The sequence below is a fragment of the Pseudomonas sp. GM60 genome (assembly GCF_000282415.1).
GTDB lineage: Bacteria > Pseudomonadota > Gammaproteobacteria > Pseudomonadales > Pseudomonadaceae > Aquipseudomonas > Aquipseudomonas migulae.
This window is the reverse complement of record NZ_AKJI01000039.1, coordinates 136316-153924: the sequence shown is the minus strand read 5'-3', so window position 1 is coordinate 153924 and position 17609 is coordinate 136316. Positions and strand designations below refer to the sequence as shown.

At 59.8% G+C, this 17609-nt stretch carries 18 protein-coding genes and 1 pseudogene; 14 read left to right on the top strand and 5 right to left on the bottom strand.

What is annotated here, in order from left to right; translation table 11 throughout:
- The first annotated feature begins 83 nt into the window (after positions 1 to 83).
- Both prlC and PMI32_RS18780 read left to right on the top strand, forming a co-directional pair.
- On the top strand, positions 84 to 2135 hold the full coding sequence (gene prlC, locus PMI32_RS18775) for an oligopeptidase A (RefSeq protein ID WP_008027713.1): 2052 nt from the start codon (positions 84 to 86) through the stop codon (positions 2133 to 2135).
- Positions 2132 to 2416 (top strand): YheV family putative zinc ribbon protein, encoded by a 285-nt coding sequence (locus PMI32_RS18780; protein ID WP_008027712.1) that lies wholly within the window; start codon positions 2132 to 2134, stop codon positions 2414 to 2416. Before prlC ends, PMI32_RS18780 begins: the two co-directional genes overlap by 4 nt.
- A gap of 44 nt (positions 2417 to 2460) precedes the next feature.
- Here the strand turns inward: PMI32_RS18780 and PMI32_RS18785 are convergent, their stop codons facing one another.
- On the bottom strand, positions 2461 to 3102 hold the full coding sequence (locus PMI32_RS18785) for a dual specificity protein phosphatase family protein (RefSeq protein ID WP_008027710.1): 642 nt from the start codon (positions 3100 to 3102) through the stop codon (positions 2461 to 2463).
- A gap of 198 nt (positions 3103 to 3300) precedes the next feature.
- Positions 3301 to 3606 (bottom strand): hypothetical protein, encoded by a 306-nt coding sequence (locus PMI32_RS18790; protein ID WP_008027709.1) that lies wholly within the window; start codon positions 3604 to 3606, stop codon positions 3301 to 3303.
- Between the two features lie 231 nt (positions 3607 to 3837).
- Here PMI32_RS18790 and PMI32_RS18795 point away from each other — a divergent pair, with 231 nt between their 5' ends.
- The 3 genes from PMI32_RS18795 (at position 3838) to PMI32_RS18805 (ending at position 7488) form a co-directional block, all read left to right on the top strand.
- The gene (locus tag PMI32_RS18795) at positions 3838 to 4896 is read left to right on the top strand and encodes a PA0069 family radical SAM protein (RefSeq protein WP_008027708.1); all 1059 of its coding nucleotides are present in this window, start codon (positions 3838 to 3840) and stop codon (positions 4894 to 4896) included.
- Positions 4897 to 5139: 243 nt separating this feature from the next.
- The gene (locus PMI32_RS18800) at positions 5140 to 5871 is read left to right on the top strand and encodes a carbonic anhydrase (protein WP_008027706.1); all 732 of its coding nucleotides are present in this window, start codon (positions 5140 to 5142) and stop codon (positions 5869 to 5871) included.
- A 90-nt stretch (positions 5872 to 5961) separates the two neighbouring features.
- Entirely contained in the window at positions 5962 to 7488 is a 1527-nt protein-coding gene (locus PMI32_RS18805) for a SulP family inorganic anion transporter (RefSeq protein WP_008027704.1), read from the top strand.
- A 101-nt stretch (positions 7489 to 7589) separates the two neighbouring features.
- Here the strand turns inward: PMI32_RS18805 and PMI32_RS18810 are convergent, their stop codons facing one another.
- Positions 7590 to 8240 (bottom strand): hypothetical protein, encoded by a 651-nt coding sequence (locus PMI32_RS18810; protein WP_008027703.1) that lies wholly within the window; start codon positions 8238 to 8240, stop codon positions 7590 to 7592.
- Positions 8241 to 8611: 371 nt separating this feature from the next.
- Between PMI32_RS18810 and coxB the strand changes: the two genes are divergently transcribed.
- The 4 genes from coxB (at position 8612) to PMI32_RS18830 (ending at position 13005) form a co-directional block, all read left to right on the top strand.
- Complete coding sequence (gene coxB, locus PMI32_RS18815; protein WP_008027701.1) at positions 8612 to 9739, top strand: cytochrome c oxidase subunit II; 1128 nt, start codon at positions 8612 to 8614, stop codon at positions 9737 to 9739.
- A gap of 82 nt (positions 9740 to 9821) precedes the next feature.
- Positions 9822 to 11414 carry a cytochrome c oxidase subunit I gene (ctaD, locus tag PMI32_RS18820; RefSeq protein WP_008027700.1) on the top strand — a complete coding sequence of 531 codons (1593 nt, stop codon included), beginning with the start codon at positions 9822 to 9824 and terminating at the stop codon, positions 11412 to 11414.
- Between the two features lie 126 nt (positions 11415 to 11540).
- Complete coding sequence (locus PMI32_RS18825; RefSeq protein ID WP_008027696.1) at positions 11541 to 12092, top strand: cytochrome c oxidase assembly protein; 552 nt, start codon at positions 11541 to 11543, stop codon at positions 12090 to 12092.
- A 25-nt stretch (positions 12093 to 12117) separates the two neighbouring features.
- The gene (locus tag PMI32_RS18830) at positions 12118 to 13005 is read left to right on the top strand and encodes a cytochrome c oxidase subunit 3 (RefSeq protein WP_008027694.1); all 888 of its coding nucleotides are present in this window, start codon (positions 12118 to 12120) and stop codon (positions 13003 to 13005) included.
- 80 nt (positions 13006 to 13085) lie between these two features.
- Here PMI32_RS18830 and PMI32_RS18835 read toward each other — a convergent pair whose 3' ends face one another.
- Positions 13086 to 13289, bottom strand: coding sequence for a twin transmembrane helix small protein (locus tag PMI32_RS18835; RefSeq protein ID WP_008027692.1), 204 nt, complete (start codon positions 13287 to 13289; stop codon positions 13086 to 13088).
- A 70-nt stretch (positions 13290 to 13359) separates the two neighbouring features.
- Here PMI32_RS18835 and PMI32_RS18840 point away from each other — a divergent pair, with 70 nt between their 5' ends.
- From PMI32_RS18840 to PMI32_RS18860, 5 genes are read left to right on the top strand one after another with little or no spacing between them, the layout of a single operon-like run.
- Positions 13360 to 14100: an SURF1 family protein gene (locus tag PMI32_RS18840; protein ID WP_008027690.1), complete on the top strand. Its 741-nt coding sequence runs from the start codon at positions 13360 to 13362 to the stop codon at positions 14098 to 14100.
- Entirely contained in the window at positions 14066 to 14659 is a 594-nt protein-coding gene (locus PMI32_RS18845) for a PA_0111/PP_0108 family redox-active disulfide protein (protein WP_008027689.1), read from the top strand. The genes PMI32_RS18840 and PMI32_RS18845 overlap by 35 nt, the downstream gene beginning before the upstream one ends.
- Positions 14660 to 14669: 10 nt before the next feature.
- The gene (locus tag PMI32_RS18850) at positions 14670 to 15743 is read left to right on the top strand and encodes a COX15/CtaA family protein (RefSeq protein ID WP_008027688.1); all 1074 of its coding nucleotides are present in this window, start codon (positions 14670 to 14672) and stop codon (positions 15741 to 15743) included.
- Entirely contained in the window at positions 15731 to 16630 is a 900-nt protein-coding gene (gene cyoE / locus PMI32_RS18855; protein WP_008027686.1) for a heme o synthase, read from the top strand. The genes PMI32_RS18850 and cyoE overlap by 13 nt, the downstream gene beginning before the upstream one ends.
- Complete coding sequence (locus tag PMI32_RS18860) at positions 16627 to 17262, top strand: SCO family protein (RefSeq protein ID WP_008027684.1); 636 nt, start codon at positions 16627 to 16629, stop codon at positions 17260 to 17262. The genes cyoE and PMI32_RS18860 overlap by 4 nt, the downstream gene beginning before the upstream one ends.
- Positions 17263 to 17409: 147 nt before the next feature.
- Here the strand turns inward: PMI32_RS18860 and PMI32_RS31060 are convergent.
- Positions 17410 to 17499 (bottom strand): annotated as a pseudogene (locus tag PMI32_RS31060) (MetQ/NlpA family ABC transporter substrate-binding protein); the annotation flags it as partial.
- Between the last annotated feature and the right edge of the window lie 110 nt (positions 17500 to 17609).

Sequence of the window (17609 nt, the reverse complement as noted above, 5' to 3'; positions counted from 1 at the left end):
GTTTCTCTCTGTTGCCGATAGCTGCGGTGAGCGTCGATTGTAATTAAGATGGCCGCATGTTTCTTCCAGCCAAGGTGCCAAACGTGAGCGTGAACAACCCTCTTTTGCAGTCCTACGACCTGCCGCCGTTCTCGGCGATCCGGGCCGAACACGTGCAACCGGCCATTGAACAGATCCTGGCTGACAACCGCGCCGCGATTATCGAGATCCTCAAAACCCAGGGCAAACAACCGACCTGGGCCGGCCTGGTGCTGGCGATGGACGAGCTCAACGATCGTCTCGGCGCTGCCTGGAGCCCGGTCAGTCACCTGAACGCCGTGTGCAACAGCCCCGAATTGCGCGAAGCCTACGAGTCCTGCCTGCCAGCGCTCAGCGCCTACTCCACCGAGCTGGGCCAGAACCGCGAACTGTTCGAGGCCTTCGAAGCCTTGGCCAACAGCCCGGAAGCCGCCGGTTTCGACGTCGCGCAGAAAACTATCCTGGAACACTCCCTGCGTGACTTCCGCCTGTCGGGTATCGACCTGCCAGAAGCCGAGCAGAAACGTTACGCCGAAGTACAAAGCAAGCTCTCCGAACTGGGCAGCCGCTTCTCCAACCAACTGCTCGACGCGACTCAAGCCTGGACCAAGCACGTTACCGACAAAGCCGCCCTCGCCGGCCTGACCGATTCGGCCAAGGCACAAATGGCTGCGGCAGCGCAGGCCAAAGATCTGGAAGGCTTCCTGATCACCCTGGAATTCCCGAGCTACTACGCGGTGATGACCTACGCCCAGGACCGTGCCCTGCGCGAAGAAGTCTACGCCGCCTACTGCACCCGTGCGTCGGACCAAGGCCCGAATGCCGGTCAGAACGATAACGGGCCGGTGATGGAAGAAATCCTCGACCTGCGTCAGGAGCTGGCAAAGCTGCTGGGTTTCGCCAGTTTCTCGGAGCTGAGCCTGGCCACCAAGATGGCCGAATCCAGCGATCAGGTGCTCAGCTTCCTGCGCGATCTGGCCAAGCGCAGCAAGCCGTTCGCCGCTCAGGATCTGGATCAACTCAAGGCTTACGCCGCCGAACAAGGCTGCCCGGACCTGCAAAGTTGGGACAGCGGTTTCTACGGTGAAAAACTCCGCGAACAACGTTACAGCGTTGCCCAGGAAGCCCTGCGCGCTTACTTCCCGATCGACAAAGTGCTGGGCGGTTTGTTCGCCATCGTTCAACGTTTGTACGGCATCGAGATCGCCGAACAGAAAGGCTTCGACACCTGGCACCCTGACGTTCGCCTGTTCGAGATCAAGGAAAACGGCCAGCACGTCGGCCGCTTCTTCTTTGACCTCTACGCCCGCGCCAACAAGCGCGGCGGCGCGTGGATGGACGGCGCCCGCGACCGTCGGCGCACGGCTGAGGGCGTGCTGCAAAGCCCGGTTGCCAACCTGGTGTGCAACTTCACCCCGGCCGACAGCGGCAAACCGGCGCTGCTGACCCACGACGAAGTGACCACCCTGTTCCACGAGTTCGGTCACGGCCTGCATCACCTGCTGACCCGCGTCGAACACGCCGGCGTATCCGGCATCAACGGCGTGGCGTGGGACGCGGTCGAGCTGCCAAGCCAGTTCATGGAAAACTGGTGCTGGGAGCCGGAAGGCCTGGCGCTGATCTCCGGTCACTACGAAACCGGTGAGCCGCTGCCGCAGGACCTGCTGGGCAAAATGCTCGCCGCGAAGAACTTCCAGTCCGGCCTGATGATGGTGCGTCAGCTCGAATTCTCGCTGTTCGACTTCGAACTGCACGCCACACACGGCGATGGCCGCAGCGTGCTGCAAGTGCTCGAAGGCATACGCGACGAGGTCTCGGTCATGCGCCCGCCGGCTTACAACCGCTTCCCGAACAGCTTTGCGCACATTTTCGCTGGCGGTTATGCGGCGGGTTACTACAGCTACAAATGGGCTGAAGTACTCTCGGCAGACGCCTTCTCGAAATTCGAAGAGGACGGCGTGCTCAACGCCGAAACCGGCCGCGCCTTCCGCGAAGCGATCCTCGCGCGCGGTGGTTCGCAGGAGCCGATGGTGCTGTTCGTCGACTTCCGTGGCCGTGCCCCGTCGATTGACGCACTCTTGCGCCACAGCGGCCTGAGTGAGGACGCAGCAGCATGAGCGAGGGACCTGTGAAGACGAAAAAACGCTTTATCGCCGGGGCGGTCTGCCCGGCCTGCAGCGAGCCGGACAAATTGATGATGTGGAGCGAGGACGATGTCCCGCATCGCGAGTGCGTGGGCTGCGGTTATTCCGACACGTTGAATGAACAAGGCCTGTCCGTGCCCAAGGAATTGGGCACACGGGTCAACACATCGGCGCTGAAGGCGCCGGACGCCAAGGTTCAGGCCGTGCAGTTTTTCCCGAACCCGAAGCTGAAGAAAAAGCCTGACGAACACTGAGTGCAGCAATGACCTCCCGCAGTGCAATGCTGTGGGAGGTGCTGTTACTCGACGTGGGCCGACTTGAACCAGCTCTTCATCGAGCAGGCCGCGAACGGGCTTGTACTGCATTCCCCGTTGGCCAGGGCAGTGCGCAGCTTCTCGGCATCCGCCTGCATCATGTAACGAATACCGTCCTTGAAATGGGTGCTGTCGCCAAAGCCACCTTGAGTCATCTCGTTCAGGGCGTCTTCCTTGCTCCAGCCCTGCACCACTACCCGGTACATGGCGGCCATCAGGCCGGTCCGGTCCGATCCGTGCTTGCAGTGCATCAACACCGGGCCTTTGGCTTCGGCGGCTTGAATGGTGCGAAGGGCCTTGAGCACATCCGCGTCATCCACGTGGTTGGTGCGATAGGGCAACTGCACCTGGTCTATACCGGGCGTGGCCAGCCAGCTTGAATCCGACTCGGGCAGGAAGTTGATCACGGTGGCGACCTTGAGTTTTTCCAGCAACGGGACGGCTCCGCGGTCAGGCAATGCACTGCGGTAGAGCGTTGGAGACATCTGGAAGAGGTTGTACTGCACCTCGACCGATTGAGCCCACTCCGCAGGACGGGGTGCGACCGCATCGTCAGCGTGGGCGAGCGTCAGATTGAGGAATGCGACCAGCGACAGGCACATCGCAGGGATAAGACGTAGGGACATGCTCGGCGACCGTATGCAAAAAGGCGGGATGACGACGCCAGATTGAGCCCTGATCAGTCAAAGACCTGTGAGCCGTCTGTCAAAGAATCGTGAATCATCCATTTATATACGATTGATCAACCATGGACGACGGTAGTTTCATGCCCCATTGCAACTAAGCCTGTATGAATCTCACACAGGCTTAGTTAATAAACAGGCTTAAGGGTTGACGATACTGGAATACGCTTTCGCCAAGGCCAACAGTTTCTCCTTGTCATCACTGTCGATATCGCCGTCACCGTCCACATCGCTATTGACTGCTTTGATAGTGAAGGACCGGCCACCATCACTGGAGACCGCCGTCACGTAGGCTGAATCCACCAGGGCCTCGGTCGACAGCTCATTCACGGCGTCCCAGCCCAGCTCCTTGCGAGCCAGTTGCATCGATACCTGCGCTTCCCGCGGGTTGACAATACTCGGCGCCAGCAATTGTAAAAAGATACCGCGCTGATTGAATAACGACATTTATTAATTCCATTTAATAAGTAAATACACGGAACTTCGTGCGAAGCGAATACTACTTATCAAGTTAGCATCGGGGCTATTCGATATTTGTTTCCCGGCGTTGCGCCAAGTTGTACTTGTCAATCAATTACACAATAAATGGTCATCCTGCTATGCCAGGGCGCCAAACGGCACTGGCCGGTTCGCTCAACCTTCGATACTGTATGCACATACAGCTACGAGTATTGTCCGATGAGCACTCCCTTGCCACCCCGCGGTCGCGGCACCGCCACCAACCCGCACAACCGCTTCGCGCCAAACCGCTCGGTGGCGGAGGACGATGGCTGGTATCAGGAGGCGCCGATGACCCAGGGCACCGAGGTGCGCATCGAGACCGCTAAAACCATCATCACCCGCAACAACTCGCCAGACCTGCCCTTCGATCGCTCGATCAATCCCTATCGTGGTTGCGAGCATGGCTGCATTTATTGCTACGCACGGCCCAGCCACGCCTATTGGGACATGTCGCCGGGGCTGGATTTCGAAACCCGATTGATCGCCAAGACCAACGCCGCCGATGTGCTGGAAGAACAGCTGTCCAAACGCGGCTATCAATGCGCGCCGATCAACCTGGGCTCCAACACGGATCCTTATCAGCCGATCGAACGCGAACACAAAATCACCCGCAAAACCCTGGAGGTGCTGCTGCGTTACCGTCACCCGGTGACCATCATCACCAAGGGCTCGCTGATTCTTCGCGACCTGGACCTGCTGGCCGAACTCGCCGAGCAAAGGCTGGTGGCGGTGATGATCAGCCTTACCACTCTGGACGATGAACTCAAACGCATCCTCGAACCGCGTGCAGCAGCGCCCAAGGCCCGTCTCCGGGCGATCCGGGTGATGCGTGAAGCCGGGATTCCGGTGGGGGTGCTGTGTTCGCCGATGATTCCGATGATCAACGACAGCGAGCTCGAAAGCCTGTTGACCGAGGCACAGGCGGCCGGCGCACAAAGTGCGGCCTACATGATGCTGCGCCTGCCACTGGAAGTGGCGCCGTTGTTCGAAGAATGGCTGGCAGCCCACTATCCTCAGCGGGCTGCCCATGTGTTGAGCCTGATCCGCCAGAGCCGTGGTGGCGAGCTCTACGACAGTCGGTTTGGCAGCCGGATGCGGGGCGAAGGTCCATTTGCCGACCTGCTGGCGCAACGCTTTGCCAAAACCATCAAACGCCTGGGGCTCAATCAGCGGGAAGGTTTCAATCTGGATTGCGAAGCCTTCTGTCCGCCGGGTCGCCAGATGTCGCTGATTTAAGGACAATTGGCCTATGGTGAGTAATGGAAAACGTGCGACGCATTTAGGCCGGTCACGTTTTTTGTGATCTGGAACACACGTTCTAGAGCGGTTCATTCAGTTTCAGTTAAGATTCGGCCGCTACCTTGTTCATCGAGTGACTGACGGGTCGAGATTTCCGGCCTGGATGTTTTTTATACAGCCACTGGCTTCACACCGGACAAAACGGGAAAATTCCCTGACTCCGCCAATGAGGATGAATTCATGAGTGACAAGGATAAACAGCCGTTGGCTGCGTCGGCTTCAGCCCAATCCGAGGCAGAAACCGCCGATGCAGCGTTGAAGCATATTGTTGACGGCTTTTTGCATTTTCATCATGAGATCTTTCCGCAGCAGGAAGAACTCTTCAAAAAACTCGCCACGGCTCAACAGCCAAGGGCGATGTTCATTACCTGCGCCGACTCACGCATCGTGCCCGAGCTGATCACCCACAGTTCGCCGGGCGATCTGTTCGTGACCCGTAACGTGGGCAACGTCGTACCGCCTTACGGCCAGATGAACGGTGGCGTATCCACGGCCATCGAGTACGCGGTGCTGGCGCTGGGCGTGCAACACATCATCATCTGCGGCCACTCCGATTGTGGCGCGATGCGTGCGGTGCTCAATCCCGACAGCCTGGAAAAGATGCCCACAGTCAAAGCCTGGCTGCGGCATGCGGAAGTTGCAAAAACCATGGTGCACGACAACTGCAACTGCACCGACGAAAACGAGACCATGCACATCCTCACCGAAGAGAATGTCATCGCCCAATTGCAACACTTGCGTACCCACCCCTCGGTAGCCTCGCGCATGGCGAACGGTCATCTGTTCATCCATGGCTGGGTCTACGACATCGAGACCAGCGCAATCAAAGCTTATGACGCCGATCAGGGTCGTTTCCTGCCGCTCGATGGCAGCCATCCGATACCCGTGGCGACGCCCAAAGCGCGCTTCTAAATCTTCCTAAAAATCTGTGTGGTTTGACCCCGGCCGCTGTTTCAGCGGTCCGGCCTTGCCATGCCTGAAGAAAACTTCGGGAGAATCACCATGCGTGCAGCGCAACTCAAAGCTGTTCTGCCACGGGAGCTGCTCGCTTCAGTGGTCGTGTTTCTGGTCGCCCTGCCCTTGTGCATGGGCATCGCCATCGCCTCGGGCCTGCCACCCGCCAAAGGCCTTATCACCGGGATCGTCGGTGGTCTGGTGGTGGGCTGGCTTGCCGGTTCGCCACTGCAAGTCAGTGGCCCGGCGGCCGGGTTGGCCGTTCTGGTATTCGAACTGGTGCGCCAGCACGGCATCGCCATGCTTGGGCCGATCCTGCTACTGGCGGGTTTCCTGCAACTGGTGGCCGGGCGCTTGAAGCTGGGCTGCTGGTTTCGAGTGACGGCGCCGGCGGTGGTCTACGGCATGCTGGCCGGGATTGGCGTGTTGATCGTGTTGTCACAGGTGCATGTGATGCTCGACTCGGTGCCGAAACCATCCGGGCTGGATAACCTGGCCGCCTTCCCCGCTGCCGTGGCTCAAGCCTTGCCTTCTTTTGGATGGCAGGCCGGCTTGCTCGGGCTCGCAACGATTGCGGTGATGTGGCTGTGGGAAAAACTCCGCCCACATTCCCTGCGCTTCATTCCGGGAGCGCTACTGGGCGTAGGTCTGGCGACGGTCGCCAGCCTGATGCTCGCCTTGCAGGTCAAACGCGTGGAAGTCCCGGCCAATCTGGCGGAAGCCATCGACTGGCTGAAACCGGAAGACTTGCTCAACCTGGCCGACCCGACCTTGCTGATCGCCGCTTTCGCCGTGGCCTTCATCGCCAGTGCCGAAACCCTGCTGTCGGCCGCAGCGGTAGACCGCATGCACAGCGGTCAACGCTCGGACTTTGACCGGGAATTGTCGGCTCAGGGTGTCGGCAACATGCTCTGCGGCCTGCTCGGTGCGCTGCCGATGACGGGCGTGATCGTGCGCAGCTCGGCCAACGTGCAGGCCGGCGCCACCACACGAATGTCGACGATATTCCATGGCCTGTGGTTGCTGGCGTTCGTGTTGCTGCTGTCGAGCGTGCTGCAAAGCATTCCCGTGGCGAGCCTGGCGGGTGTGTTGGTTTACACCGGCTTCAAATTGGTGGACCTGAAAGCTTTTCGCAGCCTGGGCCGATACGGCCGGATGCCGATGTTCACTTACGCGGCGACAGCGCTGGCGATCATCTTTACCGATCTGTTGACGGGCGTGCTGATCGGCTTCGGTCTGACGCTGGCGAAACTGGCGTGGAAAGCCTCACGGTTGAAAATCAGCCTGATCGATCTGCCCAAGGACGGCGAGATGGAGTTGCGACTGATCGGGGCGGCGACCTTTCTCAAGGTGCCGGCACTGACTCAGGTGCTGGGGACCATCCCCGCCGGCGCGACGGTGCACGTGCCGCTCAATAACCTGAGCTACATCGATCATTCGTGCCTGGAATTGCTTGAGGAATGGGGGCGGGCCAATGCGGCCAAGGGTTCGACGCTGTTGATTGAGGCGCGGGGGTTGAAGCGCAGGCTGGAAGGGCGGTTGCGAACCACCACCGGAGTAGGCTCCACCGCATAATCTTTGTAGGAGCCGGCTTGCTGGCGATGGGAGCGCCGCGGTGTCATGTGACACCGCGTTATCGTTCATCGCCAGCAAGCCGGCTCCTACAGGAGGGGTGTTTATGCGGCAGGCTGGTCCAGTTCGAGACCTACGCCCAGCCGGCGCGACATGCATGGCCAGCGTTTCCACGCAGCGCCGGTATCCGGGCTGCTGAGCTTCGCGCGGTAGGCTTCGACCGACTCCAGCGCAAAGCTTTCATCGTCGAGCATGTTATCCACCGCGTGGTGCACCACTTCATCCAGTTGGTTGGCAAATTCCTCACCGATCAGTTGGTGAGCGATCAGGTTGGCGACAGTCATGTCCAAGGGGATCAGTGGCTGGCCAAAATGCTTGATGTACAGGTCGTTGACCTCTTCGACAAATCGATGCGCCAGATAGGCTTCGTCCAGCAGGCTGTCCAGTCCGACGTGCCCTGCCATGATTTCTGGCGGCTGGAGGAAGTATTGCTCGGCAATTTTCAGCACTGGTTTGATCTGTGACTCGATACCCGCTTCCCTGGCGACTTCATTGGCTGCATCCAGCAGATCAGGAACTTCATCGATATAGGCAGCGACAAAACGCGTCAGCACGCCATTGGCATCCGCCTCCGGCAGTTGGATCGATGGGTGTAGATGAGGCAGTTTGCTTTCCAGCTGACGTGTCAGCAGGCCGGTCTCGGCTTCATGTTGTTGGGCTTTTTGGATCTGCTCGCGCAATGCGGCGGTGTTCATGAAAACTCCAGGAAACAAAGGCAATGAAATAGGGAAGACATAACTTAGCTGGCATCCAAAATCTGCTAAGACGCATTTGTCATAAATATTTCATCCTTGAGACGTCAAAGTTATATCGATGTGCCACCACTCCTCTGCATCCTTCTCCATTCGTGACCTAGAACGCAAGTCCCAGCTGTTTCAGATGATTTACGCCCTCACATTGCGAGGTAGCAGTCGCTGTCTATACTCGGGTTGGAATGGAGTTAGCTGATGACGTCCGACTGCACACGCAGCAAGACCCGGCGATTCAAGTTCGTAGTCTGAAAATGCCGCTCCCTTGCCGCAGGTGAAAGCCGGCGGGATAACAAGAACGATAAGGGGAACCCGCAATGATGCGACATCCACACGTCTGGATGGGCCTCCTGTTGTGGTCGATTTTCAGTCAGGCACAAGCGGCCTGGACTGTGAATATGGCGCCGGGAGCGACTGAAATCAGTCATGCAGTATTTGACCTGCACATGACCATTTTCTGGATCTGTGTAGTGATCGGCATCATCGTCTTCGGCGCCATGTTCTGGTCGATGATCCTCCACCGCCGCTCGACCGGGCAGGTGGCCGCCAAGTTTCATGAAAGCACTACCGTCGAAATCCTCTGGACCATCGTGCCCTTCATCATTTTGGTGGCCATGGCGGTACCGGCGACAGCGACCCTGATCAAGATGTACGACGCCAGTGAGCCGGATATCGATATCCAGGTCACCGGCTATCAGTGGAAGTGGCACTACAAATACCTGGGCCAGGACGTCGAGTTCTTCAGCAACCTAGCCACTCCCGCCGACCAGATTCACAACAAGGAAGCCAAGGGCGAGCACTACTTGCTCGAGGTCGACAAGCCGCTGGTGCTGCCGATCGGCGCCAAGGTGCGCTTCCTGGTGACCTCTGCCGACGTCATCCACTCCTGGTGGGTGCCGGCCTTCGCGGTCAAGCGCGATGCGATCCCGGGGTTCGTCAACGAAGCCTGGACCCGCGTCGACAAGCCCGGCCTCTATCGTGGCCAGTGCGCCGAGTTGTGCGGCAAGGACCACGGCTTTATGCCGATCGTGGTCGAGGTCAAGGAAAAGGCCGATTACGAAAAATGGCTGGGCGAGCGCAAGGCAGAAGCTGCGCAACTCAAAGAACTGACCAGCAAGGAATGGACCCTCGACGAGCTCAAGGAGCGCGGCGACAAGGTCTATCACACCACTTGCGTGGCCTGTCACCAGGCCGAAGGCCAGGGCCTGCCGCCGATGTTCCCGGCGCTCAAGGGCTCGAAAATCGCCACCGGACCGATCAAGGATCACTTGGGCATTGTCTTCCACGGCAAGCCTGGCACCGCCATGGCGGCGTTCGGCAAGCAGCTGTCGGAAGTCGATATCGCAGCGGTCGTGACCTACGAACGTAACGCCTGGGGCAACAACAAGGGCGACATGGTCACGCCTAAAGAAGTGCTGGAGCTGAAACAGGCGGAAAGCAAATGACCCGGTCTATTGCGTACACCAGCAACCGGTCGGGGCTACGCGCCCCGGCCCGCCCAGCCCATCTGTTTGCAGGAGACAGGACATGACTGCTGTAATCGATGAACCTGTTCATACCCACACCGAGCACGCCCACGGCCCTGCCAAAGGCCTGATGCGCTGGGTGCTGACCACCAACCACAAGGATATCGGCACGCTGTACCTGTGGTTCGCGTTCTCCATGTTCCTCTTGGGCGGTTCGTTCGCGATGGTGATTCGCGCCGAACTGTTCCAGCCGGGATTGCAGATTGTCCAGCCGGAATTCTTCAACCAGATGACCACCATGCACGGTCTGGTGATGGTCTTCGGTGCGGTGATGCCGGCCTTCGTCGGCCTCGCCAACTGGATGGTCCCGCTGATGATCGGCGCGCCGGACATGGCGCTGCCACGGATGAACAACTTCAGCTTCTGGCTGTTGCCGGCGGCGTTCCTGCTGTTGGTGTCGACCCTGTTCACCCCCGGTGGCGGGCCGAACTTCGGCTGGACGTTCTACGCGCCGCTATCAACGACCTACGCGCCGGAAAGCGTGACGTTCTTCATCTTTGCCATCCACTTGATGGGGATCAGTTCGATCATGGGCGCGATCAACGTGATCGCCACCATCCTCAACCTGCGCGCCCCCGGCATGACGTTGATGAAAATGCCGCTGTTCGTCTGGACCTGGCTGATCACCGCGTTCCTGCTGATCGCGGTGATGCCGGTACTGGCCGGTTGCGTGACGATGATGCTGATGGACATCCACTTCGGCACCAGCTTCTTCAGTGCTGCCGGTGGCGGTGATCCAGTGTTGTTCCAGCATGTGTTCTGGTTCTTCGGTCACCCGGAGGTGTACATCATGATCCTGCCGGCCTTCGGCGCCGTCAGCTCGATCATCCCGGCGTTCTCGCGCAAGCCGCTGTTTGGCTACACCTCGATGGTCTATGCCACGGCATCTATTGCGTTCCTGTCCTTTATCGTCTGGGCGCACCACATGTTCGTGGTGGGCATTCCGCTGGTGGGCGAGCTGTTCTTCATGTACGCCACGCTGCTGATCGCGGTGCCGACCGGGGTGAAGGTGTTCAACTGGGCCAGCACCATGTGGCAAGGATCGCTGACCTTCGAGACACCGATGCTGTTTGCCGTGGCGTTCGTGATCCTGTTCTCCATCGGTGGCTTCTCCGGGTTGATGCTGGCCATCGCCCCGGCGGACTTCCAGTACCAGGACACCTACTTCGTGGTCGCGCATTTCCACTACGTACTGGTGCCGGGGGCAATCTTCGGGATCTTCGCGTCAGCCTACTACTGGATGCCGAAATGGACCGGCCACATGTACGACGAAACCCTCGGCAAGCTGCACTTCTGGCTGTCGTTCATCGGCATGAACATGGCCTTCTTCCCGATGCACTTCGTGGGACTGGCAGGCATGCCGCGACGGATTCCGGACTACAACCTGCAGTTCGCCGACTTCAACATGGTGTCGTCGATCGGTGCGTTCATGTTCGGCGCCACGCAGATTTTCTTCCTGTTCATCGTGATCAAGACCATCCGTGGCGGCCCGCCAGCACCGGCCAAACCGTGGGATGGCGCGGAAGGCCTGGAGTGGAGCATCCCGTCACCGGCGCCGTATCACACGTTCACCACGCCGCCGGAAGTGAAATGAAACACCTCGGTCCTGTAGGAGCCGGCTTGCTGGCGATGAACGATTACGCGGTGTGCCTGATGCACCGCGGTGTTTGCATCGCCAGCAAGCCGGCTCCTACAGGGTTCGGTGTTGAGGGTTTGAATCATGGCTGATTCTGTTTCGATGAAAAAACTGGTCACCCGCCTGTTGCTGGTGGTGGTGGCAATGTTTGTCTTCGGCTTTGCCCTGGTGCCGATCTACGACGTGATGTGCAAGGCGTTCGGCATCAACGGCAAGACCGCCGGGCAATACGAAGGCGAACAAACCGTCGATACCTCGCGGCAGGTCCGCGTGCAGTTTCTGTCGACCAACTCTGCTGACATGTCCTGGGATTTCTACCCCAAGAGCGATGAGCTGACGGCCAACCCAGGGGCAGTCAACGAGATGATCTTCATCGCCCACAACCCGACCGACCGGCCGATGAGTGCGCAAGCGGTGCCGAGCATCGCGCCGAGCAACGCGGCAGCGTATTTCCACAAGACCGAATGTTTCTGCTTTACCCAGCAAGTGCTGCAGCCCGGTCAACGGATCGAGATGCCGGTACGTTTCATCGTTGACCGCGACATGCCCAAGGAAGTGAAGCACCTGACGCTGTCCTACACGCTGTTCGATATCACCGCCCGACATCCACCGGTGGCTGTAAATACTGGCGGCTGAGCGTGCCCGATAAGGAGAACAATAAATGGCAACTCATGAGCACTATTACGTACCGGCCCAAAGCAAATGGCCGATCATCGCCACGGTCGGGATGTTCATCACCGTGTATGGCCTGGCCACCTGGTTCAACGATCTGAAAGCGGCGCGGCCGGAATCCCACGGCCCGTTGATCTTTTTCGTCGGAGGCCTGCTGCTGGCGTACATGCTGTTCGGCTGGTTCGGCACGGTGATCAAGGAAAGTCGCAGCGGTTTGTACAGCGCGCAGATGGATCGCTCGTTCCGCTGGGGCATGAGCTGGTTCATTTTCTCGGAGGTGATGTTCTTCATCGCTTTCTTCGGTGCGCTGTTTTACGTGCGCCACGTGTCCGGACCGGCACTTGGTGGCGAAGGCACCAAAGGCCTCGCCCACATGCTGTGGCCTGCCTTCCAGTGGACCTGGCCGCTGCTGAACAACCCGGACTCCAAACTCTTTGTGCCCCCGAAGGAAGTTATCAGCCCCTGGGGCCTGCCGTTGCTCAATACCGTGTTGCTGGTGAGTTCCAGCGTCACGATAACCATCGCCCACCACGCCTTGAGAAAGGGCCATCGCGGCGCGTTGAAAATCTGGCTGGCAATCACCGTGTTGCTGGGCTGCGCGTTCCTCGGCTTCCAGGCCGAAGAGTACATCCACGCCTATCACGAACTGGGCCTGACTCTGGGTTCGGGCATCTATGGCGCGACGTTCTTCATGCTCACCGGATTCCACGGCGCCCACGTAACCATCGGCACCATCATTTTGTTTGTGATGCTGATGCGAATCCTGCGCGGACACTTCGATAACGAGCACCAATTCGGATTCGAGGCGGCGAGTTGGTATTGGCACTTCGTGGACGTGGTTTGGATCGGGTTGTTCATTTTCGTCTACGTGTTGTAGGAGCGAGCTTGCTCGCGAAGGTATTTCAGTCGAAATCAACGTGTCTGACACACCTTCGCCAGCAAGCTGGCTCCTACAAGTTACCAAGGCGCAGTAGAGACCAACTGGCCGCTGAAAAAACCCCAGGCGATCAAGCCGACGGTAACAGCGGCCAAGGCAACACGGACACTCAAGGCAATGACGAGGCGGTTCGAGCTGCTGTCGTCCTTGACCAGAAAAAACAGGCCGCTGAACAGGCTGACAACCGTGGCAATCAGCATCAGGACGATGGCTGCTTTGAGCATGGTGGGACTCCGGGGGACAGGCGATGCACTTGAGTATAGCTATCGCGACCAATGACTTTCTGGCGTCGCCATGAAGCGCTTTCGGCCGGGCATCGTGCCGACGCTGGTGGTCGCCCTCCTGCTGCCGCTGCTGGTGTCGCTCGGCGTCTGGCAACTGGGCCGTGGCGCGGAGAAAAGCGCGCTGCTGCACACCTACGCCGAACGCCGTGCCGCCGAACCGATGGCCAGCACCGAACTGCCACACACCGAGGATCCGGCCTTTCGCCGGGTTCTCCTGCACGGCCAGTTCGACGCCGCGCACAGTCTGCTGCTGGATAACCGTCAACGCGACGGCAAGGTTGGCGTCGAGCTGCTGCAACCGTTTCAGGATCAGGCGACCGGGCTCTGGCTGCTGGTCAATCGCGGCTGGCTGCCATGGCCGGACCGGCGCACACCGCCGCAATTCACCACACCCGCCCAGGCATTGAGTCTCGATGCCTGGGTCTACGTTTCTCCCGGCGCGACGTTTCAATTACACGCTGACCCGGACAGCACAACCTGGCCGCAGCTGATCACAGCGGTGGAGCCGACCAGGCTCTGGTCGGCTCTGGGCCGTGAAGGGTTTGCCTACGAATTACGCGCAGAGAACAGCCTTGCGACCAACCGCGCCGACTGGCCGATCGTTGCCACAGGGCCGGAAAAACATATCGCTTATGCCGTGCAGTGGTTCGCCATGTCGATCGCCCTGCTCGGCCTTTTTATCTACCTCGGCTGGCACAACGCAAAGGAGAAACACCATGGGAGCGGCCATGAATCCACCCAGCATGTCTGAAGCGAAAACGCCGGCGAACCGGCGCAAGGGTCGCTTGCAGCTGTTACTGATCCTGCTCGTGGTGATCGGCCCGATGATCCTCGCCACCGGCATGTACAAACTGAATTTCTGGGTGCCGGAAGGCCGCAGCTATCACGGTGAACTGATCGGCAACGGCCAGACCCGCGCCGACCTTGGCGTGCAGGCGCAGGAAGAGCGCTGGCAGTTACTGGTCACGGCACCGAAGGCGTGTGCGGTGGACTGCCAGCAACTGGTGTATCTGGCACGGCAAATCCAGATCGGCCTCGGTCGCGATGCGTCCCGCGCCAGTCATGCCATCGCCACCGCGCAGCCGCTGAACAGTGATTACGAGACTAAACTTCAACGCGAGTACCCGCAGTTGCAGCGGTATTCCCTGGACCTGCCGACCTACACCAAAGGCGCTCAGAGCAATGACACGCCGCACCTGTGGATCATCGACCCCCACGGCAATCTGGTGCTGCGCTACGACCCGACGGTGAAGGGTAAGGACTTGCTCAACGACCTGCGCCATCTGCTGAAACTGTCGAACATCGGATAAGGGCATCGTCATGGCCAAACCTGGATTTCGCCTCGCGCTGTTTGCCACCTTGCTGGCACTGATTGTGGTGCTGCTCGGCGCCTACACCCGCCTGACCCACGCCGGTCTCGGCTGCCCGGACTGGCCGGGCTGCTACGGCTTTATCAGCGTGCCGAAAAGCGAAGCCCAGCTGGCGCATGCCGAACTGCACTTTCCCGATGCGCCCGTCGAAGCGCACAAGGGCTGGAACGAGATGGTCCACCGTTACTTCGCCGGCACGCTGGGGCTGTTGATCTCGGTGCTGGCCGGTCGCGCGTGGGTGTATCGTCGTCATCCGGGGCAACCGGTGAAGCTGCCGTTGTTTCTGTTGGCGGTGGTGATTGCCCAAGCGGCGTTCGGCATGTGGACGGTGACGCTCAAGCTTTGGCCGCAAGTGGTGACGGGGCATTTGCTCGGTGGGTTCGCGACGTTGAGCCTGTTGTTTCTGCTGACCCTGCGCCTGTCCGGCGTGCTGCCTGCGCTGACCGTGCCCCGGCGCTTGCAGTACTGGGCGACGGCCGGGTTGTTGCTGGTCATCCTGCAAATCGCCCTCGGCGGATGGGTCAGCTCCAACTACGCGGCGGTGGCCTGCATCGACTTCCCGACCTGCCACGGGCAATGGCTGCCACCGGCGGACTTCGCCAACGGCTTTCACCTGACCCAACACATCGGCCCCAATTATCTCGGCGGGCAGCTCGACAGCGATGCTCGCACGGCGATTCACCTGACTCACCGTATTGGCGCGCTGTTGGTGACAGTGGTGCTGCTCGGCCTCGCATGGCAACTGAAAGTCGTCGGCATGACGCGCCTGGCCGGGCTGGTGCTGATTGCCCTCGCCGCACAAATCACCCTCGGCATCAGCAACGTGCTGTTCCACCTGCCGCTGCCGGTGGCCGTCGCGCATAACGCCGGCGGCGCAGCGCTGCTGCTGACGATGGTGCTGGTCAATTATCACGCGCGAACCAGTCTGGTTCGGGTCAAGCAACCGACACGCTGGCGGTTCAGCCCGCGTAAACATTCAGCCGGGCCCATAACAATAAAAGGAGAGATGCCATGGCGACTCTGATCGGCGCACGTCACAACCAGGCGATCTGGCGTGACTACCTGGAGCTGACCAAGCCGAAAGTGGTGGTGCTGATGCTCATCACCTCGCTGGTCGGCATGTTCCTCGCAACCCGCGCCGGGGTGCCATGGACCGTGCTGGTGTTCGGCAATCTAGGGATCGCCTTGTGCGCCGGCGGTGCGGCGGCGGTGAATCATGTAGTGGACCGACGCATCGACGCGGTGATGGCGCGAACCCACAAACGCCCCTTGGCCGAAGGCCGGGTCTCACCGACGGCGGCGCTGACGTTCGCATTGGTGCTGGCGGTGCTGGGCCAGGCGTTGCTGCTGGCCTTCACCAACCCGCTGACCGCTTGGCTGACCCTCGCCTCCTTGCTCGGTTACGCCGTGGTCTACACCGGTTTCCTCAAACGCGCGACGCCGCAGAACATTGTCATCGGCGGCCTCGCCGGTGCCGCCCCGCCGCTGCTCGGCTGGACCGCCGCCACCGGCCACATCAGCGCCGAACCGTTGTTGCTGGTGCTGATCATCTTCGCCTGGACCCCGCCGCACTTCTGGGCGCTGGCGATTCACCGCAAAGAGGAATACGCCAAGGCCGACATTCCGATGCTGCCGGTAACCCACGGCGAGCACTACACCAAGATTCACATCCTGCTCTATACCTTCGCGCTGCTGGCCGTGAGCCTGATGCCGTATGTGATCCACATGAGCGGCATGCTTTACCTGATTTGTGCGTTGGGACTGGGCGCAAGGTTTCTGCAATGGGCCGTGGTGCTGTACCGTGGCACTCGACCGCACGCGGCGATCAACACGTTCAAGTACTCTATTTACTACTTGTTCCTGTTGTTTATCGCGCTGCTCGTAGACCACTACCTACTGTTGAACCTATGACTCGAACCCAGAAAACCGTCTTCATCCTTGTCGCCCTGATCGCACTGGTTCTGGGCCTGACCATCAATAAAGTGCTGTCCGGCAAAGGCCAGGGCGACCCGACCGCGTTGATCGACGCCGGGATCATCCTGTTGCCGCAAAGCCGTAACCTGCCGGACGTGACGATGACCGATCAGGACGGCAAACCGGTGGCGGTCAACGCGCTGAAAGACAAGTGGAGCCTGCTGTTCTTCGGCTACACCTTCTGCCCGGACATCTGCCCCACCACCCTCGCCCAACTGCGCCAGATCAAGAGCGAACTGCCGCCGGAGGCTGTGGATAAATTGCAGATCGTGCTGGTCAGCGTCGACCCGAACCGTGACACCCCAAAGCAGCTCAAGCAATACCTGGGCTACTTCGATCCGCAGTTCCAGGGCCTGACGGCGACGTCGGTGGAAGACATTCAGAAACTGGCCAACGCGGTGAGCATTCCGTTTATTCCGGCGGACACCAGCAAGCCCAATTACACGGTTGATCACAGCGGCAACCTGGCGGTGATCGGGCCGGACGGGACACAGCGCGGGTTTATCCGGGCGCCGTTGAACAACGCGAAGCTGGTGGCGCAATTGCCGGTGATGCTCAACCGTAAATAAACCCCACGCCCCTGTAGGAGCCAGGCTTGCCGGCGAAGGCGTCAGCGAGATCGCCATCGCCAGCAAGCCGGCTCCTACAAGGTCCGTGTTCCGGACATGAAAAATGGGGCGCATTCAATGCGCCCCATTTTTCGTTACAGCGTTAGATCAGAACGCCGGCACGACCGCGCCTTTGTACTTCTCGAGGATGAAGGCTTTCACTTACGGGCTGAGCAGCGCGGCAACCAGTTTCTTCATGTCTTCATGTCTTCGCTGTCCTTGCCATCCTTTCCGTCCGGGCGAGCGACTAGAACTCCTAAATCCATTTTTCGCCCTGATCGTGCTGATGATCCGCGATACTTATGGCA

Excerpts from the sequence above, each read along its gene's own strand:
- coxB (WP_008027701.1), top strand. The coding sequence starts at position 8,612 with ATGATGCGACATCCACACGTCTGGATGGGCCTCCTGTTGTGGTCGATT.
- PMI32_RS18800 (WP_008027706.1), top strand. The coding sequence starts at position 5,140 with ATGAGTGACAAGGATAAACAGCCGTTGGCTGCGTCGGCTTCAGCCCAA.
- PMI32_RS18850 (WP_008027688.1), top strand. The coding sequence starts at position 14,670 with ATGGCCAAACCTGGATTTCGCCTCGCGCTGTTTGCCACCTTGCTGGCA.
- PMI32_RS18840 (WP_008027690.1), top strand. The coding sequence starts at position 13,360 with ATGAAGCGCTTTCGGCCGGGCATCGTGCCGACGCTGGTGGTCGCCCTC.
- PMI32_RS18790 (WP_008027709.1), bottom strand. The coding sequence starts at position 3,606 with ATGTCGTTATTCAATCAGCGCGGTATCTTTTTACAATTGCTGGCGCCG.
- PMI32_RS18795 (WP_008027708.1), top strand. The coding sequence starts at position 3,838 with ATGAGCACTCCCTTGCCACCCCGCGGTCGCGGCACCGCCACCAACCCG.
- PMI32_RS18835 (WP_008027692.1), bottom strand. The coding sequence starts at position 13,289 with ATGCTCAAAGCAGCCATCGTCCTGATGCTGATTGCCACGGTTGTCAGC.
- PMI32_RS18860 (WP_008027684.1), top strand. The coding sequence starts at position 16,627 with ATGACTCGAACCCAGAAAACCGTCTTCATCCTTGTCGCCCTGATCGCA.
- cyoE (WP_008027686.1), top strand. The coding sequence starts at position 15,731 with ATGGCGACTCTGATCGGCGCACGTCACAACCAGGCGATCTGGCGTGAC.
- PMI32_RS18810 (WP_008027703.1), bottom strand. The coding sequence starts at position 8,240 with ATGAACACCGCCGCATTGCGCGAGCAGATCCAAAAAGCCCAACAACAT.
- PMI32_RS18805 (WP_008027704.1), top strand. The coding sequence starts at position 5,962 with ATGCGTGCAGCGCAACTCAAAGCTGTTCTGCCACGGGAGCTGCTCGCT.
- PMI32_RS18825 (WP_008027696.1), top strand. The coding sequence starts at position 11,541 with ATGGCTGATTCTGTTTCGATGAAAAAACTGGTCACCCGCCTGTTGCTG.
- PMI32_RS18845 (WP_008027689.1), top strand. The coding sequence starts at position 14,066 with ATGGGAGCGGCCATGAATCCACCCAGCATGTCTGAAGCGAAAACGCCG.
- PMI32_RS18780 (WP_008027712.1), top strand. The coding sequence starts at position 2,132 with ATGAGCGAGGGACCTGTGAAGACGAAAAAACGCTTTATCGCCGGGGCG.
- ctaD (WP_008027700.1), top strand. The coding sequence starts at position 9,822 with ATGACTGCTGTAATCGATGAACCTGTTCATACCCACACCGAGCACGCC.
- PMI32_RS18830 (WP_008027694.1), top strand. The coding sequence starts at position 12,118 with ATGGCAACTCATGAGCACTATTACGTACCGGCCCAAAGCAAATGGCCG.
- PMI32_RS18785 (WP_008027710.1), bottom strand. The coding sequence starts at position 3,102 with ATGTCCCTACGTCTTATCCCTGCGATGTGCCTGTCGCTGGTCGCATTC.